We start from the raw sequence: 25,740 nt of genomic DNA, 5'->3' as shown, positions 1-25,740 counted from the left end.
CCTAGCTCATCATAATTTCGTAAGGTCGTTTTATCTCCCGCACGACCTCATCAACGCTCATGTGGCGTGACTTTCTTAAAAACTCTCTGCCTCCCAAAAAAACCAAAACGGTAGGGATAGCAAAAACACTAAAATGAGCGGCAATCTCCTGTTCAAACGAAGTATCTATGCTTACAACTTTAAACTCGCCGAAGTTACTCTCGATAGCATCCAAGAGCTTTGGTTTTAGCGCATGGCAGACGTTACATGTTGGTGCTGAAAAGTAGAGCATTACAGCCTGATTATCTTCTATAATTTTTTCTATATCTTCTGTTGTCTGCATCTTATGTCGCCTTTTTTTGGTGGGGAATTATACACTATTTGCTATAATCGCTCCATGAGTTCAATAATATTTTCAATTTTGGCTATCTACATATTTATCGTCATCGGCTTTGTCGCAAAGATGAGCTTCAAAGAGGCAATTGATGATAAGACCATAACACTTATAAATGTCTATTTTCTGCAGGTTTTTCTTACTTTCTGGGGGCTTCTTATCCGCCCGGTCGATGCAACGCTCTTTTTCGCACCCTCCATCTACCTATTTATAGTTCTGTTGGTTCTGATCATCTCTGCACTTGTCGCAAAGAGACTCTTTGAAGATAAAAAAGAGTACTCTATAGCAGCAGTTGCAGCGATCATCGGAAATACAGGGAATCTAGGCATCCCTCTAAACATAGCAATATTCGGCGAAGAGTCCATACCCTACACGACGGTAATTAACCTTATGAACGTATTTGTAGTCTACACGATCGGTGTTTACTACTACTCAAGAGGAAGCTTTGACGTTAAGACCTCGCTGAAAAATATAGTAAAACTCCCTATTTTATGGGCGGCTGGTGCAGCAATATTTTTAAGTCTCAACGACTACAAACCAAGCGAAGAGATAATGAAGATGCTTATGATGGGGGCTTACGCTTCCATCGTTATGCAGCTCTTTTTGTTCGGCATCTATCTCTACGGCACAAAGATAAACGAGATTAGCAAAAGGCTCACTATCTGGGTTATGAGCACAAAATTTCTATTTCTGCCAGGCATCGCTTTTTTGGTTCTCTATAACATTGAACTTGACTCTATGCTAAAAGGGATAATCTTTATAGAACTTATGGTTCCGCTAGCTATTGCAAACGTAAACTTTGCCTCGCTCTACGACTGCAAACCAAAAGTAGTGACAGCTCTTGTCTTCATCTCATCCGTTATTTTTATGGGGGCTATTTTTGCGGGTGTTAAGGTGCTGACATATTTATGAACAAAATATATAACATCTACAAAACATTGTATAAAAATTATGGTCCGCAGGGTTGGTGGCCTATAACAGGCTATGGGTACCATAAACTAGACTACACTTTTCCAAGAGACGAGAGAGAGATTTTTGAGGTCTGCCTAGGCTCAATTCTTACCCAAAACACGACATTCACATCGGTTGTAAAATCTCTAGAAAATCTACATATAAAAAATGCCATAAACGCTAAAGCGATAGAATCAATGAATATAAATGAGCTAAAAGAAGCAATAAAACCATCAGGCTACTTCAACCAAAAAACAAGATATATTTTAGAATTTATCAAATTTTATAACTCTCTTGGAGGTGCTACCCCCTCGCGAGAAGCGCTTTTAGATATTGTTGGCATCGGTGAAGAGACGGCTGACTCCATGCTTCTCTACGGATATAATCAGCCAGAGTTTAAAGTGGATGCATACACAAAAAGGCTTATGCTTGAGCTTGGTCTAATAGATGAAAAAACAAAATATGCAGAGATAAAAAGTATGATGGAGAGCTCTATAAGAGAGTGTGTGAAAGATGAGAGAGAACTGCTCACCATCTATCAGGAGTTTCATGCCCTGATAGTTAAACACGGCAAAGAGTTCTACTCTAAAAAGCCCTACGGTGTAGGATGCTTTTTAAAGAGGTGATCTGCTCTACTTGCTGCAGCTGCTTGCAGTAATGGCATCTCTGTTATTTTCTAAAAATTTATCGCCAAACCCCTTGACCTCTTTTAGCTCCTCTATATTGCTAAAACAGTCGTTTGCTTTTCTGTACTCTAGAATAGCATTTGCTTTTGCCTCACCGACACCTTTAATGCCCATCAGTTCTGCTTTATCCGCCTTGTTAATATCTACCGCTCCAAAAGACAGAACGGTACCTATGATTAATAGTGACAACAACTTCATTTCTAACTCCTTTTAACTTAAGATGTTAAATTTTACTTTATTAATATAAATTTGATATTAAATTTCAATAAAATAATATTTTTTTGTATGTTTTGTGATAAAAAGTAATTTATGTATAAAATTGTTTGTTACAAAAGAGTAATGAGGATTTTTATGCTGATTGGTTATTTTGAGCGGGCAAGCTGCCCGCAAGAGATTATTTGATAGTAGAGAGAATATTTTCTACAGAGAAGCCGAACTTTGCAAAGAGCTTATCTGCAGGAGCAGAGGCACCGAATGTATCCATTCCGATAACCTCATCTGCAAGGCGGTACCACTCTAAGCCGCGAGCCGCTTCGATAGCCACTTTTTTACTCTCTGGCTTAATGATCGAGTCTATATATGCTTTCTCCTGCTCAATGAAGAGATCGTAACACGGAACAGAGACAACATCTACTTTGGTTCCCTTTTCATTTAGAGCATCTTTGACCTTAAGAGCTAGTTCCACTTCCGAACCTGATGCCATTAAGGTAATAGTCGCTCCCTCATCACTTGCAAGAAGGTAGCCGCCTTTAGCTGCGCTCCCTTTTACAGCCGATGGCAGAAGTGAGAGATTTTGACGTGAACAGACAAAAGCTGACGGAGATTTTTTCATATTTAAAGCTGTTTTCCACGCCTCGACGTTCTCGTGCCCGTCTGCCGGTCTCCAAACGTAGAAGTTCGGAAGCGCGCGGAACTGGCTTAAGTGCTCGATCGGCTGGTGAGTTGGTCCATCTTCACCTACACCGATGCTGTCATGCGTCCAGATAAAGAAGTGCTGTATTCCCGTTAAAGCGGCAATTCTTGCAGCAGGCTTTAGGTAGTCCGAGAAGACAAAGAATGTCGCAGAGAATGGCATTAGCGGTCCGTAAAGAGCGATAGCATTTGTAATTGAAGCCATAGCATGTTCACGGATACCAAAGTAGATATTTCTTCCCTTTGGATAAACGCCCATATCGACAAGCTCTGTTTTGTTTGACGGACTTAAATCCGCACTTCCGCCTAAAAAGTTTGGAAGAGCTTTTGCAATAGCGTTTAATATTTTTCCGTTTGTGTTTCTTGTAGCATCGGCTTTCTCAAAAGTCGGCCACTGGATTCTTGAAAAATCCGGGTTTTGAAGAGCATCTAACGTCTCGTTTTGTTCCATTAGCGGAAGTGTTTTAAGAGAGTGTATCCACTCACGCTCCGCTAAGTCACCCTTCTCGATCGCACATCTAAAACGAGCCATAACATCTTCATCTACATGAAAACATTTTGTCGCATCAAATCCACAAGCGCTCTTTGCCTCGGCAATAACATCATTTCCAAGAGGAGCACCGTGAGAGTGGTGAGAACCCTCAAGCTTTCCGCCGCCTTTGGCAATAGTAGTATTTGCAATTATTATCGTCGGTTTTTTATTTGTTTTTGCAGTCGTAATTGCAGTGTCAATCGCATTAAAATCGTGTCCGTTGCACTCTAAAACATCCCAGCCTTGAGACTCAAATCTCATGCGGATATTTTCACTTATGCTCAGATCGGTCGAACCCTCTATCGTAATGCGGTTAGAGTCATAGATAAGGATCAGATTGTCAAGCTTGTTATGTCCTGCGATTGAACACGCCTCGTAGCTTACACCCTCTTCTAAGTCGCCGTCTCCGCATAAACAGTAGACATTGTGATCTATAACGTTTGCAGTGTCAGAATTTAGCTGAGCGCCCATAAATTTTGAAGCCATAGCAAAACCTACAGCGTTGGCAACACCCTGTCCAAGAGGACCTGTTGTTATCTCAACACCCTCTGTATGTCCAAATTCCGGATGCCCTGGAGTTTTTGAGTCTAACTGGCGAAAGTTTTTCAGATCTTCAATAGTTAAACCGTAGCCCCAAAGGTAATAAAGAGAGTAGATAAGTCCAGTTGCGTGTCCGCCTGAGAATACCAATCTGTCACGGTTTAGCCAAGATGGGTTTTTAGGATTGTGGTTTAAGTGTTCGCTTAAAACAACCGCAATGTCTGAGAGACCCATTGGTGCGCCCGGATGTCCTGAGTTTGCCGCTTGAACCATATCTGCCGCTAAAAATCTTATAGTGTCTGCCATTTTTTGACGCATTGCATTATTACCCATATTATTGCCTTTGTTTAATTTATTTATGTCTGTTTATATAGTGTGTCAGGAGTGGAGAGAGCTCGTTTCTTAACTTCTCATCAAACCCGTCCATCTCTTTTGTAAGCGTATCTGCCAACTCATCTGCCTCTTTAAGTGCCTTATCAAGTCCAAGAAGCGTTACAAAACTGTTTTTTGACTCATCGTTGTTTGTCAATTTTCCAGCTTCCTCCGAACTCTGCGTCACATCCAAAATATCATCTTGAATCTGAAATAAAACTCCAAGTCTTACACCAAAATCATAAAGAGTATCTGCCAGATCTTCACGACCGACAATGATCGCACCCATCTTAAGCGAAGCTGCTATTAGTTTTGCCGTCTTGTTTGTGTGTAGAACTTTTACATCCTCTATGTTCAAAGGTCTGTTTTCAAAGTAACAGTCTATCGCCTGACCTAAGACCATACCGTTTAAACCGCCGCTAGTTGCAAGCTCTCTTACAAGAGCTACTCTTGTGTAGTCGGAAAACGGAGCGTTACTTAAAACTTCAAAAGAGTAACTGTTCAATGCATCGCCTGCCAGTATGGCAGTTACCTCGTCATAAAGCACATGCAGAGTCGGCTCTCCGCGTCTTAACGGCGAGTTGTCCATTGCAGGGAGATCATCATGAATAAGAGAGTAAGTGTGCAATAGCTCAACTGCATAAGCTGCGTGATATGCTCCGCCAATCAGAAGCGGATTGTACGCATTTACCACACCTAGCAAAAGAGCAGGACGAAATCTCTTCCCGCCGGCGATCAACATCTTTTGCAGAGCCTCTTCATAAGTCGGATGTATACTCTTTGAAACAGGCAAGTGATCTATTAAAAAATTCTCAAAGTTTTGCATATCGAATTCTACCTAATTTACTTTCACAAAAAACTGAAAATGCTCTCTTTCAAAAAGAAGATCGGCACTCTTATTTCTATTATCGATTATCTCCAATATATCTCCCTCTTGCCTTACATTCTTTTTGTTTACCTGAAGTAGTTGATCGCCCAGTTTTAGACCGTATTGCTGGGCTTTTTTCTCTATTTTGATGATAAAAAGATTCTTATCGAACGATATTCCCAAAAACTCTAAAAAGGTATCGCTTAAATAACCGCCGCCTAATCTGTTTTGGCTCTTTGCGCTAAAAGTTAGAAGCTCATCACCTCGTCTTATTTTGACACTGTGAACAGAGCCGATCTCGCTAAAGAGAACATCTCTCATAAATGAGGCGCTGTTTTTGACTTTTTTACCGTCTAGCTCAACTATTATGTCGCCTTTTTTAAATCTGTTACCTTCTATAAATGGGTTAGAGCTAAAAACGACAACATCTGAGCCGACATCTTTTACTCTTACTCCAAAATCACCGTAATTTACCTTTTTTACTTTTAAAAATCTCTCTATATACTCTTTTTCAATTATTCCGCGCTCTGTCACGATCCCCTCTATGGCACAACAGCTGTTTAGAAGCACACTCGGTGCAGATAGCGGTTCGCTAAATAGTGCGAAGCTGTTAAGCCCTATCTGTCTCTTTAGAATCTTTCCCTCGATAACGCTGTTTTTATCAACACCGAAAGTCCCAAGTGACTGATTTATATTTACTCTAAAAGGGTATTTGAAACAATTGTTATCCTCTACAAGATAGAGCGAGAGATATGGGTCATGTTTGATTATTTTTGCGTTTGGTGTTGTTGTGGAAAAGATAAGTTTTTGATTGTTTTTGAGTGGTATATGAAGAGAGTTTCCCTTTATGACGTTTGCATCTACGACTTTTAATCTGCAGGAGTCAAAGCCGCCTTTACATGCATAAAGGTTTAAAAAAAGAAGGTTAAGCGCTAAAAGCAGCCTAAGCACTTACTTCGCCCCAAATGGATTTGCACCACCCATTGAACCAAGCATACCCAAAGCACTGTTTTGTCTGTTATCTTCTACCATTTTATTTGCATCATTTATAGCTCCGATAAGCAGAATCTGAAGAGAGTCTTTGTCTTCAAGAAGCGAGTCGTCGATATTTATATCGATAACCTCGCCTTTTCCGTTTATGCTCACTTCGACCATGCCGCCGCCGCTTTTTACTTTAAAAATTTTGGACTCCAGCTCAGCTTGAAGTTTCTTAGCATTTTCCTGCATTCCTTCAAGCATCTTGCCCATGTCGCCCAAATTGCCAAACATCTCTTAGATCTCTTCTAAAATTTCTTCGATGTCGTTATTCTCATCAACAAGAACAACTCTTGGCTTATATGTCTCTAGATCTTTTTCGTCATAAGTTGCGTATGCAACTATAATGACTTTATCGCCCTTGTGAACTTTTCTAGCAGCTGCACCGTTTAAACAGATGTCTCTTTTGCCGCGTTCACCCAAAATAATATATGTTGAAAATCTCTCACCGTTATTGATGTTAAGTATCTCAACTTTTTGTCCAACTCTCATCTTTGAAGCTTCTAAAAGCTCCTCATCTACAGTGATCGAGCCAACATAGTTTAAGTTGGCATCAGTTACCGTAGCACGATGAATTTTGCTGTACAACATCTCAATTGTCATTTTTTACATTCCCATCTGTTTTTTCATATCGCACGGCGATATCGGTTCGTCCCACACTTCGGAACTGATCAAAAACTCTTCAACCACTTTGCCACCGACGATGTGTTCTTCTATAATTCTATCAATTTTCTCTTTAGTAAGCGCTGCATACATAAAATGTCCAGGCTCTACCAACATAACCGGACCTGAAGTACAGCGGTTTAGACATGATGTACGTATAGGCTGTACCGTTCCCATTATGCCCTCTTTCATCAATTTCTGTGCCAAATGCTGAAACAGATCCTGTGTCTGCGGTGTTACGCATGATGGTTTAGGCATGCCCGGAGGAGCAGATTGTTCACATTTAAATATGTAAAATGCCGGTTGAGGAATTCCCATAAGTCCCGTCCTTAATATTTTTCGCAATTATAGCAAAAATTATCTCATAAATATTAATGCTCAAAAATAAGTTTTTTTATTTAAGGATTTAACTTATTTTTAGTAACTCTCTTACTACTTCCCTGTCATCAAAAGGGAATTTTTCATCGTAGATTATCTGAAAAGATTCATCCCCTTTTCCAAGGATAACTACCACTTCATCCTCTTGCTGCTCATCAAGCGCCATCTTTATAGCTTTTTTTCTGTTTAGCTCAACGCTGGCAATACTTCTGTCTTCAATACCCTCTAAAATATCATCTACTATCGCCTGAGGATCTTCATTTCTAGGATTATCACTTGTAATATAGAGCTTTTTTGCCAAGCTTGCAGCAACTTTTCCCATTAGAGGTCTTTTGCTTCTGTCTCTGTCTCCGCCTGCTCCAAAGACAACTAAAAGCTCTTTCTCTTTTAGTGCATTGAGTACCTGCTGTATGCCGTCTGGCGTATGCGCAAAATCTACTATGACATTTGGAACTTCGCTTACCTGCTCCATTCTGCCGCTCACGCCTGCAAAATTGTCCACGACCTCACAGACCTCTTCAAGCTTCTTACCTGTTAAGATATGGGTTGCCGCAATGGCAGCCATAAGATTGTAGAGGTTGAAAAACCCATGCAGAGATGCTGTAAAGGGAACTACATCTTTTATATTTTGGATGATCCCGCTTGTAGCATTGTTAAGCGAGTACGCTATAAGTCTGTAAGTCGCTGAATTCTCAATACCGTATGTAAATGTGTTCTTGACATTGAACGACGCTTTTGTCTCATCTTTGTTTATAAGTTTTTTACAGTCATCTTGAAAAAAGCTGTTTTTTACGGCTATATATTCGCCTATGGTCTTGTGGTAGTCTAAGTGGTCTTGAGTGATATTTGTTAAAATTTTAAGTTCAAAGTTTAGCCCTTCAACTCTTTTTTGAGCGATCGCATGAGAGCTTACTTCCATTACAAAAAAGTCGCATCCAGCCGCTACGGCTTGGTAGATATGTTTGTATGTATTTAGAACCGAGGGCGTTGTCAAACTCTTGCCCTCGATAAGCTCATCGTTCATAAAAAAACCGCGAGTTCCCTGCATTGCAGCCTTGTAACCGAGGTCTAGTAAAAATGAGTAGATTGCACTTGCAGTTGTCGTCTTGCCGTTTGTTCCGGTAATGCCGACAATTTTTATATTGTCTACGCCGAAGAGTTTAGCAACATCTTTTATGCTTATGATCGAGTGAGCACCTCTCTCTTTTGCGTCTTGGAGGTACTTCTCATTTTGAGCACTCAGAACAAACGCCGTCTCTTTGTCACACTCTAGTGAATTTTCGGTTATATACCTAAACTCCTCTTCAGGTAGTTCAATTTTCAACTTTTTTGCCCTTTGCCAGCTTTTTAAGCAGTTTTTTAAGGAGTGCATCACTCGGGTAAACGCTTAGAGCATTTTCCAAGTATGTCAAAGCCATCTCTGCAAAACCGTGCTCTATTAGACTATCCAAGAAGTCTGCAAAATCCTCTTTTTGGGTGATGATGACTCTTGTAGAGAACATGATGTTCTCAAAAGTCTCTTTAAAGCTCTCTCCAGAGTCTATCAACGCTTTAAAATCTTTATACAAAATACCGTCTTCAAACTCTATTCTGTCGCGGATAGGCTGTGCGAAGACTTCACTGAGCTTCTCCATTGAGCCGTCCATATTTTGCAAGATATCGCTCATAATGATGTCTGCCTGCTCTTTGTCTTCCTCTTTTAAAATCTCATAATAATCAAAAAGAGCCTCTGCACCGCCCTCTCCGCTTAGCGCCATCTCTGCGAGTATAACACCGTTGTAAGCCTCTTTTGAATTTGGAAAATTTTGCAGTACTGCTGCAAACTTCTCCAACGCATTTTTATAATCTGATTTGGAGAAACTATCTTTAGCTTGCGATAATATTTTATGTTTACTTATTGCCATCTTCTCTCCTTTAATATATTTATAAATTATCTATATCGTTTTCCATGCCGATCGGCACATTTATTACCGTTAGTTCGGGATGAATATCCATTTTCAACTGTCTCTCTACGCCATACTTCAAAGTAGTACCGCTGCTGGCACATCCAACGCATGCGCCTCTTAGTTGTATGTAGACTTTTGAGTTTTTAACTGTTATAAACTCTATATCTCCGCCGTCAAGGGCTAAAGATGGACGAACCTTATCTATAACATTCTTTACCGGATTCATCAACTCTTCATCTGTAAATGGTATCATGCCCATCCTTCATAATTTATATCTTTTATTGTTTTCATAAGATATGCAAATATTGCTTAACAAGTCATAAAAAATAGAAGCTATCTATCCAAAGAAAGAATTTCATACACATATGAAGGTCTTCTCATACCAACAAGAATATAATCGACATTTTCATTGTTTCTTAAATAGTTCAATGCGCACTCCTGCATCGAGCCACTGCACTCTTTAAAGAACTCTTTTAACTCAACTCTGGTTCTTTTTGAGCACTCGTAAGCGACCATCTTTCTGTATTCGCCAAGATAAAGATCAATAAACTCCACCAATGTTTTGCTGTTCTCCTCATCTATCTTTTGAAGGACTTTTTTAATATGAGGGATGATCTGCGCAAATAGAAAAACATCATAGTCGCCTATCCATCCAAATTTGTGCTTGGTAGCATCCAACTGCTCTAAAAGATTGTACAGAGGCTCTAGCGCTTCATTGTCGGAGACTTCCATCAGCTCATTGAAGTATGTGTAGTAATCCTTGCTCTCATCGTAATCTGCCAAACGAAACATCATCTCGTTATGTTTTGCGTTTAGAGGTCTGTTTGCCAAAACTCTAAGACCGTTCTCTTTTGCCCAAGAAGCACACTTAAGCCCCTCTCTCTCTAAGAGATTTATAGGAAGCTCTATGGTCGCAAAGCTGTGAGTTCTGTTTCCGACTATCATAGCCGCATTGTAGGCGAGTGTGAGCAGATCTTCATAAGGTAAAAACTCATCACTGGTATGCGGAAGTGAAAAGCTGTTTGAACTGATGCCGTAAGAGCCGATTCTGCCGCTTTTTACTTCCTCTTCTAGTCCTACAAAAGCCTCTTGCAATCTTTTGTACATCTCATCAAGACGCTCATCTTTTGGAGTGCCTCTGTTGATAGCATCTAAAATATAGTATTCAGGATTGTGGATAAGGTAGCAGCCTATTTTCTCCATCTCCAGGCGCTCTAGTGAAGCGCTTAGCTGCTCATGCATAAATGATTTTGAGATAGAGTGGTAACACTCCTCGCTATACTTTACGACTTCATCTTCAGAAGGGTTCTCTTTATACTCTTTGAGGTTTGAGCCCTGAATATAACCAAACTTGCTTACGATCTCAACTTCATCTTTTTTATCTTCGTCGAACTCTCTAAGGGCAACTGCAATAGCGCGTTCTGCGCCGCCGTCCATATAGTTTGAAGATGTGTCTATCATCGTTATGCCGGATTCTATAGCCTCTTTTAGGGCTTCTATATGCTGAGGATTTATATCACTTATTCTATAAGTTCCAAATGCAAAATTACTCATAATGTCTCACTTTTTATTAAAGTATTTTAGAATTGGGAAGTTTTATTATGTATATGAAAGGGCTAAAAAGCACGGCTTTGCTGTGCGTGGGCTTGACGCCGAGTCTTTATGCCCTGTGGGTAAAACTCAGCGTTAGCGTAGCAAAAGGGACTTTGTTCCTTTTGTGTACTTAATTAAACAAGCTCGATGAATGCCATAGTAGTAGCATCACCACGGCGGATACGAGTTCTAGTGATTCTAGTGTATCCTCCCGGGCGATCAACATACTTAGGAGCTATCTCATTTACTAAAGTTTTAGTTGCTTCTTTACTTTGAAGCGCCGCAAATACTGCTTTATGAGCATTTGAATCACCTTTACCTGCAGCAGTAATAAGTTTTTCAATATAAGAGCGTAACTCTTTTGCTTTCATAACAGTAGTTTCAATTTTACCATGTTCAATTAACGAAATACTTAGGTTCTTAAGTAAAGCAGCACGGTGTGAGCTTGTACGACCTAGTTTACGGTATCCATGACGATGTCTCATCTATAATTCCTCTTTTTAAAAGCTTATAAAGCTTCGATTTTCTTTTTTAATCCACTAACGATCTCATCTGAAAGATCGCCTCCAACTTCATATCCAAACTCTTGAAGTTTTTCAACGATCTCATCATATGACTTTTTACCAAGGTTCTTTACGTTTTTGAGGTCATTTGTGCTCATCAACGCTATTTCACCTATAAGTTTGATGTTCGAGCGGTCAAGACAGTTGAAACTTCTTGCACTCAAACCTAAGTTATCAATATGCATAGTTAGTTTTTTAAGGTCCGGGCTCTCTTCAGTTCTCTCAATAGTAGTCGGAGATTTAACGCTAATTTCGCTATTAAATACAGCTAGTTGAGCATACATAACTTCAAGTGAGTTTCTAAACGCGTCCAACGGAGAAATTTGTCCGTCAGTTCTAATGTTCATTACAACTCTCTCAAAGTTAGGGTTATCTTCTACCAGTACGTTCTCTATTTTGTAAGTCGCGCTGCGAACAGGAGTGAAGTATGCATCTAAAGCGATGTATCCTTCGTCTAGTCCATCATGAGTATCCTCACTAGCAACATAACCGATACCTTGTGCGATTTTGATCTTAAAGTTAAGCACTGAATCCTCATTTAGAGTTGCTAAATGAAACTCCGGTGTTACTACTTCCACTTCGCTATTTGTAAGGTCGCCGCCTTTAATAGTACAAGGACCTGCAAAGCTGTAATTAACTTCTGCCTCTGTAGCATCACCAAGTAGCTTAAATCTGATCTCTTTTAGATTTAAAATAAAATCTGAGATATCTTCAAGCATACCGCGCACTGAGTCAAACTCGTGCTTAGCACCTTCAATTTTAATAGCTACCGGTGCATAACCTACCGAGCTGCTTAACAAAAAACGGCGAAGTGGATGAGCTAAAGATATAGCATATCCAGTCTCAAAAGGATACGCCATTATATTAGCTTCATTCTCACTAATCTGCTCTACCTCAAACTCTTGAGGAGCAAGTGGAGTAGTTTTAATCTTTTTCATGTCTCTTACGCCTTTTATATTTTTAACTATTATTTCGAGTAAAGCTCAACGATTAAACGCTCTTCTACAGGTATAACAACTTCTTCACGCTCTGGAAGACGAGTAAAGATACCGAATTTTTTATCAGCATCGATATCAACCCATGGAGCTAAACCAGTCTGGTTTGTAAGCTCTAAAGCACGAACGATCTGAGAGTTGTTTTTGCTGCTCTCACGAACTTCAATTTTTTGTCCAGGTCTTACACGGTAAGAAGGAATATCTAATTTCTTGCCATCTACTAGGATGTGACCGTGTGTTACAAGCTGGCGTGCAAAACGACGAGTTGATGCAAATCCCATTCTGTAAACAACGTTGTCTAATCTCTGCTCGATCAAAGTAACAAGGTTTGTACCCGTGTTTCCTTCTCTTCTTTTAGCTTCAACGAATAGTGCGCGGAATTGCTTCTCAGAAACACCGTACATGAATTTTGCTTTTTGCTTTTCATTTAACTGTAAACCGTATTCAGATACTTTTTTACGACGCTGACCATGTTGACCCGGAGCATAAGGACGTTTCTCTAATGCAGACTTACCTGCTAAACGACGCTCCCCTTTTAGGTTAAGGCTAACTCCAAATCTTCTTTCGATTTTTTCTACTGGACCTCTATATCTTGCCATCAGTAATCTCCTTAAACTCTACGGCGCTTAGGTGCGCGACAACCATTGTGTGGTAAAGGTGTAACATCTTTCATGAATGTAACACGGATACCCTCTATTGAACCAACAGCTTTAGTTGCTGTTTCACGACCTGAACCTGGACCTTGAACTTTAATACCAAGTTCTTTAATACCATGTACTTGAGCTTTCTCTACTGCTGCTTCAACAGCTGCCTGAGCCGCGAACGGAGTAGATTTTTTGCTACCTTTAAAACCAAGACTACCTGCAGAGCTCCAAGCGATCATGTTGCCCATTTCGTCTGTAATAGTTACAAGTGTATTGTTAAATGATGCAGAGATGTGGCAGATACCACGTGCAATATTTTTCTTTACTACTTTTTTTCTAACAGCTTTTCTTTTTGCCATCTGTTAATCCTTATGCTGCGCCGACAGTTTTACGTTTACCCTTACGAGTACGCGCATTTGTCTTAGTTTTTTGACCACGACATGGAAGACCACGACGGTGACGAAGACCTCTGTATGAACCTAGGTCCATAAGTGCTTTAATGTCCATTGCAACTTGCTTACGAAGATCACCTTCAACAATGTGATTTGCACGGATCTCTTTTGTGATCGCAGCAACATCATCTTCGCTAAGTTCGTAAACTCTTTTGTTATAGTCTATACCAGTAGCATCTAGGATCTTGCGAGAAGCATGAAGACCTATACCGTACACGTATGTTAGACCATACTCAATTCTTTTCTTTTTAGGTAAATCAACACCAGAAATACGAGCCATGATTATCCTTGTCTCTGTTTATGTTTTTTGACTTTGCAGATTACTCTAACAATGCCTTTGCGTTTGATAACTTTACAGTCATCACACATCTTCTTTACTGAAGCGCGTACTTTCATTGAAAGTCTCCTGTATTTAATTCTTTGCTGCATTTAGGCAAGCATCTATATCTGCTTGCCAATACTTTTATCTATATATCTCTACATAGGTAAAAATACTCAACTGTAATGTCAAAACAGCAAAGCGGATGAGGATTATACACAAATAAATGTAAAAGATTTATTAAAGCATTATGTTTTATATAAGATTATCTACTTTTACTCTTTTTTACTACAGCTTAATCCCACAAAACACTCACTCCGTACTCTGGATTTAAGACTATCTGCTTGTTGTAGTAGATCTTTTTGCCGTATTTTTTGCTAAGAAGCTCAACTTCAATAGCCTCGTTTTCCAAAAGCTCTCTTACCTCTTTATATGTAAGCCACTTTCCATATTTTGCAAGTGAGTTCTGCCAGATACGAAAGTCACACGAAGCATCATCTCTAAGCTCGAACATCTCGCCATCCTCGGTTTTCCAGTGAGCGTTGCTACAGGCATAGAGCTTAACCTTTTTACCGCAAACCTCTTTGTCACGCACCTCAATGGAACCATCCTCACAATATGGGCATCTGCCTAAGATCATCCTATGCCTTTTTTAACTACTATTGTAATTAAAAAAATATTTGTTGCGAAATAATATTTCAAAATGCAATATTTATTTTACAATTTTATAGATCAGCAATATCAAAAGCCATGCTAAAACCATAGTTATTACAGTGTGACTTAAGTAATGATGTCCTATTAACATTTTATACAATCCCATACTCCAGCCGATTGTAATTGCCGTAACAAGAGCAATATATCTATTTTTTGGCTCTTTAAAAAGAAAAAATAGCGACATAAGAGCAAAACCACCGCTTGCATGACCGGCAGGATAACACTTGAATTTTTTTACAATCTCTTGTGGCATCGCATCAAGGACTCTTATGTATGGATAGCCTCCTCCAAAATGTTCAAAGTCACATGGACAAGGCACATTTGAGATCGCTTTTAAGGCTCCGACAACGAGGGGAACAACTGCTATACTCAGCCATACTGTCAACAATCCTCTTCTGTACTCTTTTAAAGTCTGTACAGAATCTTTAAAGGAGTACAGATACAAAAATAAAATAAAAACTCCAAAAACTATAATTACTTTTTTAATGCCCGTATAAAAAAGTGTATCTAACAAACTTCCTTTTTGATGCGATAAAAGCCATTTTTGTATAACCTCATCATAAAAAAACTCTTGCACAAATACATCTATATTTGTAAACTCAAAAAGAAGAAAAAGAGCAAAAAGGCAAAATATTGTAACTATAATTTGCCTATTGCCACTCATATCTGTCTAGCCTTTTTTTGTGAAGAGTACTCGCTCCTTGATAATAGCTCACTATCTCTGCTTCAAGATTTCTGTCTATTTGAATCTCTTTGTACTTTGTGTCATATAAGTCTTGTTCAACAACCTCATAACTTTTAATCTTTTTTGCAGGAGACAAAACAACAAGTTTGTTCTCTTTATAAAGTCCAAGTTTTTGGTAGGTACCGATTAACGCTCGTTCTTTAAAAGATGGACTTAAAATATCACTACCGTAAAACTTGCTTTTATATGACCAGTTTAGCACACTAAACAGAGTAGGCATTATGTCAATTTGACTTGCAACTTTATCGACAACTTGAGCTTTTAATATCTCGGGCGCATATACTATCATCGGAATACGATATTTATCAAGAGGGATCTCTGTTTTTCCTGCACTTGTAGAGCAGTGGTCCGCAACAATTACAAAAATAGTATTTTTAAACCATGGCTTATCTTTTGCTTTTTTCATAAACTCCCCGATAGCATAATCCATGTATTTAACGGCTCCGTCTCTTCCTGTATGAGAGGGAATATCAATTTTCCCATCAGGATAATCATAAGGTCTGTGATTTGATGTCGTCATAACAAAGCTCATAAAAGGTTTATGGGCTTTGTATGAGGAGTCAGCCTCTTTTAAAGTCTTGTTTAACAAATCCTCATCGCAAACTCCCCAAACAGTATGAAAAGTATCCTCCTCATCGCTAAAATCTGTTCTATCGACAATATCAAATCCGTTATTTGAAAAAAATTCATTCATATTGTCAAAATAGCCGTGCCCGCCGTATATAAACTTTGTCTCATATCCTTTGTTTTTAAAAATAAATCCGCTTGAGAACATGTTGTGGTTATCTGGTCGTTTGACTATTGAACGTCCGGGTGTGGGCGGCACCGATAGAGTAATCGCTTCCATTCCTCTAACCGTTCGTGTACCGGTTGCATAATAATTGGTAAAAAATAGACTTTCGTTTGCCAAAGAATCCAAGTTTGGAGTCAGCTCTTTTTCTGCGCCTAATGCTTTGAGAAATTTGCCGCTCAAACTCTCAACAACTATCATCACGATATTATAATCCTTCTCTTCACCCGACTTGATTATATCTCTTGTTATATCATTTGAATTTAAAAAAGCAGAGCTATTGCTGTCTATCTCTTTTTTCAGGTTTGCCAATACGCTCTCCTCTTTATCAGTTATATAAAACTTATCATAATCAAGCATATTGTTTCTAAACGCCGCAAGAAGAGAGTACAAACCGGATTTAGTAAGTTCATTGTTATATTGGTTTTTGGAGATTTTTGAAAAATTATCAGTAACGGAAGCAAAAGAGATAGCCGGAATTAAAAGGTAGATAAATGTTGGCTTTAGACGCTGTTTGATAGTGCTTTTGGTATTTAAAATATCTTCAATATAATCAAGCTTATAAAGAACATAAAAAACCACTCCCGAGATAGCTGTTATAACACTGAGCAGTATACCCATAGGATATGACTCTCGTATATTTCCTATTACCTCCTTTGTATAGACCAGATAATCAACTGCAATAAAATTAAACCTAACGCTAAACTCCTCCCAGAAAAACCATTCGCTAAATGCCAAAAAAACGGCTCCGAAAAGTAAAATATATGTAAACGCGTAGGTAACGTAACGATGAGCAGTATGGCTAAAAAACTTTTGTGGCATAAAAAAGAGATAAAGCACAAAAGGGATAACCAGATAACCGGCACTTACAAAATCATAAAACGCCCCGATCAGATATATTTTTGCAATCTCCACAAAAGAGAGCTCTATTGTATCGATAGATTTAACCAAAAGCACTGTTCTTGTAATAGCCGAAATAATTAAAAAAAGCCAAAAAATCAGATTTATGAAACTATACCTATTTGCTCTGTTTTCTTTCATAAGCAATATCCTTTAATAAAAATTTACGAAATATTAAAAAAAAGATATGAAGCAGGAATGAAAAAAAGATGAAGTTTTTTTCATCTTAAATATGAACAAAAATTCATTTTAAGTTCATATCGATGTAATGAAAAAACTATATCTTTCTGCTCTAAAACAGACAAAGGCAAAACACACATGTTAAAAAAACTATTTAAGTACTACTTACTTTTGATATTTATATTTTTTATAGGAAGACTGTTTTTATTTATCCTATATTTCGACAATTTTAAAAACAGCGGTGTTGATTACTGGCTGACATTTATATACGGTTTGAGAATGGATACTATTACAGCTTCTATACTTTTGGTTATCCCTCTTATAGTTCTATCTTTTACTCCCGTAAAACTTAAACATATTGCAAATAGTTTTTTAAGGTATTACTTTTTAGTGATATTTTCACTTGCAATATACATAGAGAATGCAACATTTCCTTTTATAGCACAGTACGATGTAAGACCGAATTATCTCTTTGTTGAGTATCTGATATACCCCAAAGAAGTTTTTGCGATGATATTTGCAGACTATAAGGCAGAACTGCTTATAGCCTTTATGATGATAGGGGTGTTTGTATACTTTTATCTAAAACATGTAAAAGATGATTTTTTAAAACTATTTGAGACTTCTTATATAAAAAGAATTGCAATATTTTTACCTATCTTGGCACTGCTGTTCATAGGTGTTCGCTCATCATTTGGACATAGAGGGGCTAATATATCAGATGCCATGTTCTCGACAAACAGAATGGTAAACGAGATAACAAAAAACTCGCTTCACAGCATAAGTTATGCCATCTACAGCAATGCCGTACATGAGGGCGGTGAAGTTAAACAGTATGGAAAAATGGATATAAAAGAAGCTTTGGCACGAGTTAAAAAAAGACTTGATATTAAGAGCGATGATAAGAAATCTGTTTTCTCAAGAATCGAAAAAACTCATTTTAAGAGTGATAAACCTAAAAATCTAGTTATTTTTGTTCAAGAGAGTATGGGATACCAATTTGTAAATGCAGTAGGCGGTGAAGATGGAATAACGCCAAATTTTAACAGACTAAGCAAAGAAGCAATTTTATTTAAAGATTTATACTCAAACGGAACAAGAAGCGTTAGAGGGCTTGCCGGTGTAAGTGCAGGAAATCTTGCTGTTCCGGGGGTAGGCGTGTTAAAGAGAAACAGATCTCAAAAAGATTTTTTTACTATAGCTTCGGCTCTTAAACCGTTTGGATATTACACTTCATTTATTTACGGCGGAGAGAGCAGATTTGACAATATGCAAGGATGGTACAGCGGTAACGGATTTGATGAGACAATAGATCAGAGCAAATTTGAAAATCCAACCTTCGTCGCTCCCTGGGGAGTTTGCGACGAAGATTTAGTGGTAAAAGCAAATGAAGAGTTTAAAAAGCTACATGCAAAAGGGCAAAAATTTGCAACGGTTATGTTTTCACAATCAAACCACTCTCCCTTTGAATTTCCATGTGAGAAGATTGAACTTGTAAAAGATGTTCCGCAAAACAGCGTAAAAAATGCCATCAAATATGCGGATCATGCAATCGGCAGGTTTATAGCACTTGCAAAAAAAGAGCCTTATTACAAAGATACGGTATTTGTTATCGTAGCTGATCACAATGTAAGAGTTTACGGAGATGATATGGTTCCCGTTGACATGTTTCATATTCCCGCGATTATACTAGGAGGAGATGTTGAACCTATGATTTATGATAAAATAACGACTCAGCCCGATGTACTGGCAACTGCACTTGATTTAATAGGTTTGGATTTGAAGTACCCAATTATGGGACACTCAATTTTTAGTGATGAGAAACAAAATATCTCTTTGATGCAGTTCCATACATCTTATGCCCTAAGGGTAGATGACAGAGTAGCGATTGTAAGGCCGGGGCAAAAACCGCTTACATTTTTATATAAAAATCCAAAAACATATCTGGATAAAAAAAATCATCTAACTCCAATAAAAAGTGATGAAGAGTTGGAAAAAGATGCTTTAGCTTTTGTAGTAGCGCTTGATTACATGTACAATAAAAAACTCTATAGATAGAGGAGAGAAATTGAGAAACCAACCGAAATACAGTTTTTTTAAAAATACAACTTATGCGTTAAAGGGTCTAAAAGATATAGTGAAAACAGAAAAATCCTTTAAAATCGAGCTTCTTCTAAGTACTGTTTTACTGCCCGTGCTGTTTTTTTTAGAACTCCCTCTGGCGCATAAACTATTGATGTTTATCTCTCTTGGCGGTATGCTGATTGCAGAAACAATCAACAGCGCTATTGAGAGAGTTGTTGACTTGGTAACGCTTGAGCATCACCACATGGCAGGTCGTGCAAAAGATGTTGGCAGTAGCATAGTTTTTTTAAGCATAATCGTCTTTGCAGTGACATGGGCGGTTATTTTGATGAGGGTTATATAAATATGCGGATTTTAGTTGTAGAAGATGATGAAAAAATAGCCTCTTTTATAAAAAAGGGGTTACAAGAAGAGTCTTACAGCGTAGATGTTACCGAGAACGGATATGAAGCTATTTATATGATAGAGACAAATAGTTACGATATCGTTTTGCTTGACTTGATGATACATGGCCTTAGCGGAATGGATGTCTGCAGAAATATAAGAGCAAAAAACATAACAACTCCCATCATTATGCTTACTGCCAGAGATGAACTCAAAGAAAAAGTCAAAGGTCTTGACAGCGGTGCAAATGACTACATAACAAAGCCTTTTGCGTTTGAGGAGCTTCTTGCAAGAATACGCGTTAAGTTAAGAAACTCCTCAACAACTTCAAGCACGATCAGCATAGCCGATTTAACCATAGACACTGCGAAACGTGAGGTAAAACGCACCGGCAAGAAGATAAATCTTACTGCAAAAGAGTATGCGTTGCTTGAGTTTTTAGCAAGAAACAGCAAAAAACTACTAACTGAAACCATTATAAAAGAGAATATAAGTGATATGGCACAAGAGAGCATGAGCAACATAATAAATGTTTACATCTACAGACTGCGAAATAAAATAGACAAAGATTTTAATTTAAAACTTATTCACACTGTGCGCGGTTTAGGTTATATACTAAGTGATGAAAATGTTTAAGAGCCTAAAGCTAAAACTACTCTTTTATTTTTTCATCATAAATATAATAGTCCTCTCTGTTTATGGTGTATTCATCTACAGTACTGCCAAAAAAGGTGTTTTAAACACAACAGATGCAGAGCTCAAGATGATATCTATAGATGTTATCCCGGACTTTAAAAAAGATAGTTATGAAAATGCAAAAGATATAGCAGACGAGCTTATAGATGAATTTTCAATCGAGCCGCTATTTGTAAAAATCATCTACTACGGCAAAAAAAGCAAAAAAATAGTTTATGAAACTACCTCTTCCAAAGAATACAAGTGGCTTTTTAACATACCCTTAAATGAGATAGGACATCAAGGCAGCATATACTATTTTGACAAAGGCTCTTACCGTGTTAGTTCTATGCTGATATTTGACAAAGAAGAAACTAGGGTTTTTATACAACTTGCCATTGAAAAAAATATGGATTCGCCATACTTAAAACAACTCTATTTCGGTTTGATAATCGCAACGCCAATTCTTTTAATAGTATTCTTGATTATCGCAAATATGCTTATAAACAGGACTCTTTCACCGGTAAAAGAGGTTATCTACTCGGTAAAATCAATATCGGCGAACAATCTCTCAAGCCGAGTAAGCACAAACAAGATTCCAACTGAGATCAAAGATCTTGTAGCAACTTTTAATCAACTCTTAAACAATCTTGAAAGCTCTTTTAATAAAATAACGGATTTTAGCAACAATGCTTCACATGAGCTTAAAACACCCTTGACGGTTATACGCGGGGAGATCGAGGTAGCGCTTAAACAAGATAGAGAGATACAGGAGTATAAAGAGGTTCTAAAGAGCATCCTTCAAGAGGGTATCAGCATACAAAATATGATTGAGCAACTACTCTTTCTTTCCAAGAAAGATACGACTGAACTTCATAACAGTTTTGATGAACTATATCTAGATGAATTAGTAACCGATTCAGTTACGCAGATGAAAAAATTTGCCGCAGTAAAAGATATTCATGTAGAAGTAGAAAATATTATTCCCCTAACAATCCATGCAAATGAGATACTCTTAAAAATAGCAATAAACAATCTTCTTAGAAATGCTGTTATTTACAGCCCAAAAAGTTCATATATTTATATCTCTTTAAGTGAAAATAACAAGGAGTACATAATTACAATCAGAGATAACGGATATGGCATAGACAAAGAAGATTTGCCTTTTATTTTTGAGAGATTTTACAGAGCAGATAAAGCCCGCTCCCGCAAAGACGGCGGTACGGGTCTAGGTCTCTCTATCGTCAAGATGATTTTAGATATTCACAACTACACTATAGAAATAAAAAGCATTAAAAATAAAGGAACGATAGTAAACATAAAAATTCCAAGAAATTAGATAAAATTCCGCCCATGAATAAATATGAAGATAAATTTCAAGCGAGCATACAAAACAGTTTTTTCCATAAACTCTCGCAAAGTGAACAGGAGTTTATACGCTTAAAAGCCCATCTGCACAGATTTTCTCATCAAGAGATTAGGCAGATAATCGACATCGCAAGAGATCTTGAGATGTGGAATGAGAAGAGTATTATGGAGATTTTTCCGGAGCACTCGCAAAAAAAAGTTGTTTTCTCAAGGCTTAAAAAGGCGTACGAAGAGCTGCGCAATAAGCCCAACTCCTACAACGGTTTCGAGCTTAAAAACCAGAGAGATGAACAGAAGTTCACCTTCAAAACCGAAGCAAAAGATGGGTTTGGGCTTGGGCTCTGCCCTGTGGCGAGCGAAAAGACAAGATGCTGCAATCTTCTAACTCTTGATGCGGTCGAGAGCTGCGGATTTGACTGCTCTTACTGCTCTATACAATCCTTTTACAACCAAGATACCATAACTTTTGACAGCTCATTTGCGACAAAACTAAAAAACCTTCAACTTGACAAGAACAGAACCTACCACATAGGTACCGGTCAATCTTCGGACTCGCTTTTATGGGGAAACAGAGAGGGTGTCTTGGATGCGCTCTTTGATTTTGCTTCGCAGAACCCAAATGTGATTTTGGAATTTAAGACAAAATCAGATAATATAAAATACTTTTTAGAAAACGATGTCCCTAAAAATATACTCTGTACATGGTCGCTTAACACGCCTACCATCATCCAAAACGAGGAGCATCTTACCGCCTCTTTGGATAAAAGGATCAGAGCCGCAAGAAGAGTGGCAGACAAAGGCGTTAAGGTCGGTTTTCATTTTCACCCGATTGTGGAGTATGAGAACTATCTCGGCGAGTACGGCGAAGTTTACGCAAGACTTCTTAGAGAGTTTAAGGCGCACGAAGTGGCACTTGTGAGTTTTGGCACGCTGACATTTATAAAGCCTGTTATCAAACAGCTTCGCGAGAGGGATTTTAGAAGCAAGATCACCCAGATGCCTCTTGTCGATGCAAGCGGCAAAAGCTCCTACCCGTTTGAAACAAAGGTGGATATGTTCAGACACGCCTATAATAGCTTTGTTCCTTGGCACAAAGAGGTCTTTTTCTATCTCTGCATGGAAGAGCATGAGATGTGGAAGGAAGCGTTTGGTTACCAGTACTCGACAAACAACGACTTTGAGAGAGCGATGCTCGCAGCCTATACAAAAAAACTAGAGATGGAGTTTTTAATATGAAGTTTTTATCCGACAATCTGCTATTTATCTATATAGCATCTCTTATATTGTTCGCTCTCTACGATACGATGTTTATAAAAAAAGAGCCTGAACCAAACACAATGGTTCTGCATAAGGTTGAAGAGGCGCCGCAACAGAGCATGCTCTCGGTAAGTGAGAAAAAGAGAGAGTTCGGCAACCTTGTCATTCCTGCCATAGACAGAGTTTACGCAGAGCTTGAAGAGCAGTACAACGAGATCTCCAAAAACATTACAAACCCGGCATATAAAGATAAGATCTCTCAGTTAAAAGAGACATATAAAGTAGAGAGTGACGAAGCTCTTCTGATGGCTCTTAAACCTCATCCAAAAAGCATTGCCATAGCTCAGGCGGCAATGGAGAGCGCATGGGCGGAGTCACGCTTTTTTAAAGAGGCGAACAACCTCTACGGCATGTGGGCTGTAAATAAAAAAGGTCCGAGAATTGCGGCTTCCGAGCAGAGAGGCAAGAGAGTGATCTGGCTGAAAAAGTACTCAAGCATAGAGGACTCTATCAGAGACTACTACAAAACACTTGCCCGCTCCAAAGCCTACAAAGATTTCAGAGAGCTTAAGATGCAGACGGACGACCCTTATCTGCTAGTTGAGAAGCTAGAGAACTACTCAGAGATAGGCGAACAGTACAGCGAAGACCTGACTAAGATCATCAGATACAACAAGCTCTATATTTACGACGAGTAGAGCCTCTACACAAGGCCCAAAAGTGCTACAAAAAGCACAGGCGGAGTTATAACTAGCCCTACTTTCATATATTCGCCCCACCCAATTTTTACTCCCTTTTTAGCAAGCACATGCAGCCATAAAAGAGTTGCAAGCGAGCCTATCGGCGTCATTTTAGGACCAAGGTTTGAGCCTAGGATATTTGCATAGACAAGTGCTTCATTTCCGATGTAGCCTACCTGATCTATCGCTATGTCCATAATCATGATTGTCGGCATATTGTTCATAACCGAGCTTACAACTGCCGAGAGAAATCCTGTTCCTATTATGGCGATAAACTCTCCATGTGTATTTAACTCTCTTATCCAAGAGGCGATAACATCGGTCATACCCTCATTTTTCAAGCCGTAAACGACAACATATAGACCGATGCTAAACCACACGACCTGCCAAGGAGCGGCTTTTATAGTCATAATAGGTTTTACAGCTTTGTAGTGGTTTGCGATAACCAAAAGAGTAAGAGCGCCGCCTAGTGCGAAAAGAGAGATAGGCAGATGGTAATAGTCACCGATAAAGTAGCCAGCCATCAAAAATGCTAGAAAAAACCAGCTTATCTTGAACATAGTTTTGTTCTTTATAACCGATGAAGCCTCAGGGAGCGTGGAGACATCAATAGTAAAAGGTATATCTTTGCGAAAATATATCCACAAGACCGCGATGGAAGCGATAATACTCAGCAGGTTTGGCAAGAACATATTTTTAGCATACTCAACAAAGCCGATATCAAAATAGCCTACCGTTACAATGTTTGTAAGGTTTGAGATAACAAGCGGATTGGATGCGCTGTCTCCGATAAAACCGCCCGCCATCAAAAAGGCAAATATCGCCAAAGGCTTCATCTTTAGGTACTTCATCTTTGCTAACAGTATCGGAGTCAAGATAAGCGCCGCGCCGTCATTTGCAAAAAATGCCGCGACTATTGCACCAAGCAGTAGTATATAGACAAACATCTTGTGCCCGTTCCCGCCGCTGAGCTTTGCCATCTTTATAGCTGCCCACTCGAAAAAACCTATCTCATCTAGTATCATAGAGAGAAGGATTATCCCGATAAAAGCCAAGGTCGCATCCCAGACAATATCTACAACACTTATAACATCCGTAAAACTTACAACCCCGACAACAAGAGCCACAACCGCTCCCACAACTGCCGTCGTGCCTATCTGCAAACCGCGCGGCTGCCAGATGATGAAAAGCAGAGTAACCAAAAAAACGAACATCGCCAATGCCATATATGACTCCTATATATTTTAAAAGAGAAAACTATAGCAGAATTAAATCTAAATATCAACATATATTGATTTAATGATATTATTTCGCTACAATTTTGCAATTCAACAATGAGGAGTTCGGTATGGATATATTTTTAAAAAGTGTCGCGGCGTTAAACGACGAAACAAGAGTTCTCATACTTCGCTTTTTGGACGAGCATGGCCGTACTTGCGTTTGCGATCTGCAAAATTCTCTGGATATGATCCAATCCCGTCTATCTCGCCATCTCAAAATATTAAAAGAGGCAGGATTTCTGCGAGTTGATAGAGAAGGCACTTGGGCATACTACTCTGTGCGTTCTCCGCTTGACCGTTTTAGAACCGAAGCACTCCAAGAGATAAGACATCTTGATATCGAAATTCCAAAGTTAAAAAAATCATCACAAACAGGAGAGTGTAAACTATGAGTAAAAAAAATGTATTGATCCTATGTACGGGAAACAGCTGCCGCTCAATTATGGCGGAGGCGCTTCTAAACGCAAAACTTGGTGATTGTCTAATCGCACAGAGCTCGGGCGTAAAAGCAAGCGGTGCTGTAAATCCACATGCAAAAGCGCTTTTGGAGTCTTACGGCTACTGGAGGGATGAGTATCACTCAAAAGTCATAGAGACGGTCTTAGATACTGCGTTTGATCTGGTAGTTACGGTCTGCGATCACGCAAAAGAGACCTGCCCTATGTTTCCAAAAGCGGTTAAAACCATCCATGTAGGGTTTGACGACCCAAGCGGAAAAGCGGAAGAGGAGTATGAAAAGACACTTCTTCTTATAGAAAAAGAGCTTCTTAGCGTTGTCAAAAAAGAGTTGTGTAACTAAG

Annotated in this window: 32 protein-coding genes; 10 read left to right on the top strand and 22 right to left on the bottom strand. The window is 38.7% G+C overall.

Annotated features, from left to right (window positions below):
• Position 1 precedes the first annotated feature (1 nt).
• Positions 2–322, bottom strand: a complete 321-nt coding sequence (locus tag FCU45_RS01800; protein WP_137011676.1) for a thioredoxin family protein — start codon at positions 320–322, stop codon at positions 2–4.
• Between the two features lie 54 nt (positions 323–376).
• Here FCU45_RS01800 and FCU45_RS01795 point away from each other — a divergent pair, with 54 nt between their 5' ends.
• Entirely contained in the window at positions 377–1,285 is a 909-nt protein-coding gene (locus tag FCU45_RS01795) for an AEC family transporter (RefSeq protein ID WP_137011674.1), read from the top strand.
• Positions 1,282–1,950: an endonuclease III domain-containing protein gene (locus tag FCU45_RS01790; RefSeq protein ID WP_137011672.1), complete on the top strand. Its 669-nt coding sequence runs from the start codon at positions 1,282–1,284 to the stop codon at positions 1,948–1,950. Before FCU45_RS01795 ends, FCU45_RS01790 begins: the two co-directional genes overlap by 4 nt.
• Positions 1,951–1,956: 6 nt before the next feature.
• On the opposite strand, the gene FCU45_RS01785 is transcribed toward FCU45_RS01790, so the two are convergent.
• The 20 genes from FCU45_RS01785 to FCU45_RS01690 all read right to left on the bottom strand — a co-directional run bounded on the left by FCU45_RS01785 (position 1,957) and on the right by FCU45_RS01690 (position 17,112).
• Entirely contained in the window at positions 1,957–2,208 is a 252-nt protein-coding gene (locus FCU45_RS01785) for a ComEA family DNA-binding protein (protein WP_137011670.1), read from the bottom strand.
• Between the two features lie 196 nt (positions 2,209–2,404).
• Entirely contained in the window at positions 2,405–4,327 is a 1,923-nt protein-coding gene (gene tkt / locus FCU45_RS01780) for a transketolase (RefSeq protein WP_137011668.1), read from the bottom strand.
• 19 nt (positions 4,328–4,346) lie between these two features.
• A complete protein-coding gene (locus FCU45_RS01775) occupies positions 4,347–5,192 on the bottom strand; it encodes a polyprenyl synthetase family protein (RefSeq protein WP_137011666.1) in 846 nt (281 codons plus the stop codon).
• Positions 5,193–5,204: 12 nt separating this feature from the next.
• Entirely contained in the window at positions 5,205–6,185 is a 981-nt protein-coding gene (locus FCU45_RS01770) for a DUF7488 domain-containing protein (RefSeq protein ID WP_137011664.1), read from the bottom strand.
• Positions 6,186–6,503: a YbaB/EbfC family nucleoid-associated protein gene (locus FCU45_RS01765; RefSeq protein ID WP_137011662.1), complete on the bottom strand. Its 318-nt coding sequence runs from the start codon at positions 6,501–6,503 to the stop codon at positions 6,186–6,188.
• 3 nt (positions 6,504–6,506) lie between these two features.
• Positions 6,507–6,872, bottom strand: a complete 366-nt coding sequence (gene panD / locus FCU45_RS01760) for an aspartate 1-decarboxylase (RefSeq protein ID WP_137011660.1) — start codon at positions 6,870–6,872, stop codon at positions 6,507–6,509.
• 3 nt (positions 6,873–6,875) lie between these two features.
• Positions 6,876–7,250 carry a (2Fe-2S) ferredoxin domain-containing protein gene (locus tag FCU45_RS01755; RefSeq protein WP_137011658.1) on the bottom strand — a complete coding sequence of 125 codons (375 nt, stop codon included), beginning with the start codon at positions 7,248–7,250 and terminating at the stop codon, positions 6,876–6,878.
• 88 nt (positions 7,251–7,338) lie between these two features.
• On the bottom strand, positions 7,339–8,634 hold the full coding sequence (locus FCU45_RS01750) for a UDP-N-acetylmuramoyl-L-alanyl-D-glutamate--2,6-diaminopimelate ligase (RefSeq protein WP_137011656.1): 1,296 nt from the start codon (positions 8,632–8,634) through the stop codon (positions 7,339–7,341).
• A complete protein-coding gene (locus FCU45_RS01745) occupies positions 8,624–9,214 on the bottom strand; it encodes a hypothetical protein (RefSeq protein ID WP_137011654.1) in 591 nt (196 codons plus the stop codon). Before FCU45_RS01745 ends, FCU45_RS01750 begins: the two co-directional genes overlap by 11 nt.
• A gap of 19 nt (positions 9,215–9,233) precedes the next feature.
• Positions 9,234–9,509 carry a NifU family protein gene (locus FCU45_RS01740; protein WP_137011652.1) on the bottom strand — a complete coding sequence of 92 codons (276 nt, stop codon included), beginning with the start codon at positions 9,507–9,509 and terminating at the stop codon, positions 9,234–9,236.
• 80 nt (positions 9,510–9,589) lie between these two features.
• Positions 9,590–10,810, bottom strand: a complete 1,221-nt coding sequence (locus FCU45_RS01735) for an aldo/keto reductase (RefSeq protein ID WP_137011651.1) — start codon at positions 10,808–10,810, stop codon at positions 9,590–9,592.
• A 173-nt stretch (positions 10,811–10,983) separates the two neighbouring features.
• Positions 10,984–11,334: a 50S ribosomal protein L17 gene (gene rplQ / locus FCU45_RS01730; RefSeq protein ID WP_137011649.1), complete on the bottom strand. Its 351-nt coding sequence runs from the start codon at positions 11,332–11,334 to the stop codon at positions 10,984–10,986.
• A gap of 23 nt (positions 11,335–11,357) precedes the next feature.
• Entirely contained in the window at positions 11,358–12,350 is a 993-nt protein-coding gene (locus FCU45_RS01725; RefSeq protein ID WP_137011647.1) for a DNA-directed RNA polymerase subunit alpha, read from the bottom strand.
• 29 nt (positions 12,351–12,379) lie between these two features.
• Positions 12,380–13,006, bottom strand: a complete 627-nt coding sequence (rpsD, locus tag FCU45_RS01720; RefSeq protein WP_137011645.1) for a 30S ribosomal protein S4 — start codon at positions 13,004–13,006, stop codon at positions 12,380–12,382.
• 11 nt (positions 13,007–13,017) lie between these two features.
• Complete coding sequence (rpsK, locus tag FCU45_RS01715) at positions 13,018–13,410, bottom strand: 30S ribosomal protein S11 (protein WP_137011643.1); 393 nt, start codon at positions 13,408–13,410, stop codon at positions 13,018–13,020.
• A gap of 10 nt (positions 13,411–13,420) precedes the next feature.
• The gene (gene rpsM, locus FCU45_RS01710) at positions 13,421–13,783 is read right to left on the bottom strand and encodes a 30S ribosomal protein S13 (RefSeq protein ID WP_137011638.1); all 363 of its coding nucleotides are present in this window, start codon (positions 13,781–13,783) and stop codon (positions 13,421–13,423) included.
• A gap of 2 nt (positions 13,784–13,785) precedes the next feature.
• Positions 13,786–13,899, bottom strand: a complete 114-nt coding sequence (gene rpmJ / locus FCU45_RS01705) for a 50S ribosomal protein L36 (RefSeq protein ID WP_008338806.1) — start codon at positions 13,897–13,899, stop codon at positions 13,786–13,788.
• A gap of 218 nt (positions 13,900–14,117) precedes the next feature.
• Positions 14,118–14,462 carry a hypothetical protein gene (locus FCU45_RS01700; RefSeq protein WP_137011636.1) on the bottom strand — a complete coding sequence of 115 codons (345 nt, stop codon included), beginning with the start codon at positions 14,460–14,462 and terminating at the stop codon, positions 14,118–14,120.
• Positions 14,463–14,534: 72 nt separating this feature from the next.
• The gene (locus FCU45_RS01695; RefSeq protein WP_137011634.1) at positions 14,535–15,200 is read right to left on the bottom strand and encodes a phosphatase PAP2 family protein; all 666 of its coding nucleotides are present in this window, start codon (positions 15,198–15,200) and stop codon (positions 14,535–14,537) included.
• Positions 15,187–17,112 (bottom strand): LTA synthase family protein, encoded by a 1,926-nt coding sequence (locus FCU45_RS01690; protein ID WP_137011632.1) that lies wholly within the window; start codon positions 17,110–17,112, stop codon positions 15,187–15,189. The genes FCU45_RS01695 and FCU45_RS01690 overlap by 14 nt, the downstream gene beginning before the upstream one ends.
• Before the next feature lie 177 nt (positions 17,113–17,289).
• Here FCU45_RS01690 and FCU45_RS01685 point away from each other — a divergent pair, with 177 nt between their 5' ends.
• Genes FCU45_RS01685 through FCU45_RS01660 form a run of 6 tightly spaced genes read left to right on the top strand, consistent with a single transcriptional unit; the run spans position 17,290 to position 23,618 of the window.
• The gene (locus FCU45_RS01685; RefSeq protein ID WP_137011630.1) at positions 17,290–19,209 is read left to right on the top strand and encodes an LTA synthase family protein; all 1,920 of its coding nucleotides are present in this window, start codon (positions 17,290–17,292) and stop codon (positions 19,207–19,209) included.
• A gap of 10 nt (positions 19,210–19,219) precedes the next feature.
• Positions 19,220–19,579: a diacylglycerol kinase gene (locus FCU45_RS01680; RefSeq protein ID WP_137011628.1), complete on the top strand. Its 360-nt coding sequence runs from the start codon at positions 19,220–19,222 to the stop codon at positions 19,577–19,579.
• Positions 19,549–20,256 carry a response regulator transcription factor gene (locus FCU45_RS01675; RefSeq protein ID WP_246032210.1) on the top strand — a complete coding sequence of 236 codons (708 nt, stop codon included), beginning with the start codon at positions 19,549–19,551 and terminating at the stop codon, positions 20,254–20,256. The genes FCU45_RS01680 and FCU45_RS01675 overlap by 31 nt, the downstream gene beginning before the upstream one ends.
• Complete coding sequence (locus tag FCU45_RS01670; RefSeq protein ID WP_170175811.1) at positions 20,249–21,634, top strand: sensor histidine kinase; 1,386 nt, start codon at positions 20,249–20,251, stop codon at positions 21,632–21,634. Before FCU45_RS01675 ends, FCU45_RS01670 begins: the two co-directional genes overlap by 8 nt.
• Positions 21,635–21,648: 14 nt before the next feature.
• Positions 21,649–22,899 (top strand): SPL family radical SAM protein, encoded by a 1,251-nt coding sequence (locus tag FCU45_RS01665; protein WP_137011622.1) that lies wholly within the window; start codon positions 21,649–21,651, stop codon positions 22,897–22,899.
• The gene (locus FCU45_RS01660) at positions 22,896–23,618 is read left to right on the top strand and encodes a glucosaminidase domain-containing protein (protein WP_246032209.1); all 723 of its coding nucleotides are present in this window, start codon (positions 22,896–22,898) and stop codon (positions 23,616–23,618) included. The genes FCU45_RS01665 and FCU45_RS01660 overlap by 4 nt, the downstream gene beginning before the upstream one ends.
• A gap of 5 nt (positions 23,619–23,623) precedes the next feature.
• On the opposite strand, the gene FCU45_RS01655 is transcribed toward FCU45_RS01660, so the two are convergent.
• Complete coding sequence (locus FCU45_RS01655; protein ID WP_137011620.1) at positions 23,624–24,886, bottom strand: arsenic transporter; 1,263 nt, start codon at positions 24,884–24,886, stop codon at positions 23,624–23,626.
• A 122-nt stretch (positions 24,887–25,008) separates the two neighbouring features.
• Here FCU45_RS01655 and FCU45_RS01650 point away from each other — a divergent pair, with 122 nt between their 5' ends.
• Together FCU45_RS01650 and FCU45_RS01645 are read left to right on the top strand one after the other, a co-directional pair.
• Positions 25,009–25,332 carry an ArsR/SmtB family transcription factor gene (locus FCU45_RS01650; protein WP_137011618.1) on the top strand — a complete coding sequence of 108 codons (324 nt, stop codon included), beginning with the start codon at positions 25,009–25,011 and terminating at the stop codon, positions 25,330–25,332.
• Complete coding sequence (locus FCU45_RS01645) at positions 25,329–25,739, top strand: arsenate reductase ArsC (protein WP_137011616.1); 411 nt, start codon at positions 25,329–25,331, stop codon at positions 25,737–25,739. Before FCU45_RS01650 ends, FCU45_RS01645 begins: the two co-directional genes overlap by 4 nt.
• The last annotated feature ends 1 nt before the right edge of the window (position 25,740 follow it).

Origin of the sequence: Sulfurimonas crateris, assembly GCF_005217605.1 — a bacterium.
GTDB lineage: Bacteria > Campylobacterota > Campylobacteria > Campylobacterales > Sulfurimonadaceae > Sulfurimonas > Sulfurimonas crateris.
The sequence above is the reverse complement of the archived record's forward strand: the minus strand, read 5'-3'. Positions and strand labels throughout refer to the sequence as shown.

What these genes read in the sequence shown, in the direction of transcription:
- FCU45_RS01800 (WP_137011676.1), bottom strand. Translation starts at nt 322, where the DNA reads ATGCAGACAACAGAAGATATAGAAAAAATTATAGAAGATAATCAGGCT.
- FCU45_RS01795 (WP_137011674.1), top strand. Translation starts at nt 377, where the DNA reads ATGAGTTCAATAATATTTTCAATTTTGGCTATCTACATATTTATCGTC.
- FCU45_RS01790 (WP_137011672.1), top strand. Translation starts at nt 1,282, where the DNA reads ATGAACAAAATATATAACATCTACAAAACATTGTATAAAAATTATGGT.
- FCU45_RS01785 (WP_137011670.1), bottom strand. Translation starts at nt 2,208, where the DNA reads ATGAAGTTGTTGTCACTATTAATCATAGGTACCGTTCTGTCTTTTGGA.
- tkt (WP_137011668.1), bottom strand. Translation starts at nt 4,327, where the DNA reads ATGGGTAATAATGCAATGCGTCAAAAAATGGCAGACACTATAAGATTT.
- FCU45_RS01775 (WP_137011666.1), bottom strand. Translation starts at nt 5,192, where the DNA reads ATGCAAAACTTTGAGAATTTTTTAATAGATCACTTGCCTGTTTCAAAG.
- FCU45_RS01765 (WP_137011662.1), bottom strand. Translation starts at nt 6,503, where the DNA reads ATGTTTGGCAATTTGGGCGACATGGGCAAGATGCTTGAAGGAATGCAG.
- panD (WP_137011660.1), bottom strand. Translation starts at nt 6,872, where the DNA reads ATGACAATTGAGATGTTGTACAGCAAAATTCATCGTGCTACGGTAACT.
- FCU45_RS01755 (WP_137011658.1), bottom strand. Translation starts at nt 7,250, where the DNA reads ATGGGAATTCCTCAACCGGCATTTTACATATTTAAATGTGAACAATCT.
- FCU45_RS01745 (WP_137011654.1), bottom strand. Translation starts at nt 9,214, where the DNA reads ATGGCAATAAGTAAACATAAAATATTATCGCAAGCTAAAGATAGTTTC.
- FCU45_RS01740 (WP_137011652.1), bottom strand. Translation starts at nt 9,509, where the DNA reads ATGATACCATTTACAGATGAAGAGTTGATGAATCCGGTAAAGAATGTT.
- FCU45_RS01735 (WP_137011651.1), bottom strand. Translation starts at nt 10,810, where the DNA reads ATGAGTAATTTTGCATTTGGAACTTATAGAATAAGTGATATAAATCCT.
- rplQ (WP_137011649.1), bottom strand. Translation starts at nt 11,334, where the DNA reads ATGAGACATCGTCATGGATACCGTAAACTAGGTCGTACAAGCTCACAC.
- FCU45_RS01725 (WP_137011647.1), bottom strand. Translation starts at nt 12,350, where the DNA reads ATGAAAAAGATTAAAACTACTCCACTTGCTCCTCAAGAGTTTGAGGTA.
- rpsD (WP_137011645.1), bottom strand. Translation starts at nt 13,006, where the DNA reads ATGGCAAGATATAGAGGTCCAGTAGAAAAAATCGAAAGAAGATTTGGA.
- rpsK (WP_137011643.1), bottom strand. Translation starts at nt 13,410, where the DNA reads ATGGCAAAAAGAAAAGCTGTTAGAAAAAAAGTAGTAAAGAAAAATATT.
- rpsM (WP_137011638.1), bottom strand. Translation starts at nt 13,783, where the DNA reads ATGGCTCGTATTTCTGGTGTTGATTTACCTAAAAAGAAAAGAATTGAG.
- rpmJ (WP_008338806.1), bottom strand. Translation starts at nt 13,899, where the DNA reads ATGAAAGTACGCGCTTCAGTAAAGAAGATGTGTGATGACTGTAAAGTT.
- FCU45_RS01700 (WP_137011636.1), bottom strand. Translation starts at nt 14,462, where the DNA reads ATGATCTTAGGCAGATGCCCATATTGTGAGGATGGTTCCATTGAGGTG.
- FCU45_RS01695 (WP_137011634.1), bottom strand. Translation starts at nt 15,200, where the DNA reads ATGAGTGGCAATAGGCAAATTATAGTTACAATATTTTGCCTTTTTGCT.
- FCU45_RS01690 (WP_137011632.1), bottom strand. Translation starts at nt 17,112, where the DNA reads ATGAAAGAAAACAGAGCAAATAGGTATAGTTTCATAAATCTGATTTTT.
- FCU45_RS01685 (WP_137011630.1), top strand. Translation starts at nt 17,290, where the DNA reads ATGTTAAAAAAACTATTTAAGTACTACTTACTTTTGATATTTATATTT.
- FCU45_RS01675 (WP_246032210.1), top strand. Translation starts at nt 19,549, where the DNA reads ATGGGCGGTTATTTTGATGAGGGTTATATAAATATGCGGATTTTAGTT.
- FCU45_RS01670 (WP_170175811.1), top strand. Translation starts at nt 20,249, where the DNA reads ATGTTTAAGAGCCTAAAGCTAAAACTACTCTTTTATTTTTTCATCATA.
- FCU45_RS01665 (WP_137011622.1), top strand. Translation starts at nt 21,649, where the DNA reads ATGAATAAATATGAAGATAAATTTCAAGCGAGCATACAAAACAGTTTT.
- FCU45_RS01660 (WP_246032209.1), top strand. Translation starts at nt 22,896, where the DNA reads ATGAAGTTTTTATCCGACAATCTGCTATTTATCTATATAGCATCTCTT.
- FCU45_RS01655 (WP_137011620.1), bottom strand. Translation starts at nt 24,886, where the DNA reads ATGGCATTGGCGATGTTCGTTTTTTTGGTTACTCTGCTTTTCATCATC.
- FCU45_RS01650 (WP_137011618.1), top strand. Translation starts at nt 25,009, where the DNA reads ATGGATATATTTTTAAAAAGTGTCGCGGCGTTAAACGACGAAACAAGA.
- FCU45_RS01645 (WP_137011616.1), top strand. Translation starts at nt 25,329, where the DNA reads ATGAGTAAAAAAAATGTATTGATCCTATGTACGGGAAACAGCTGCCGC.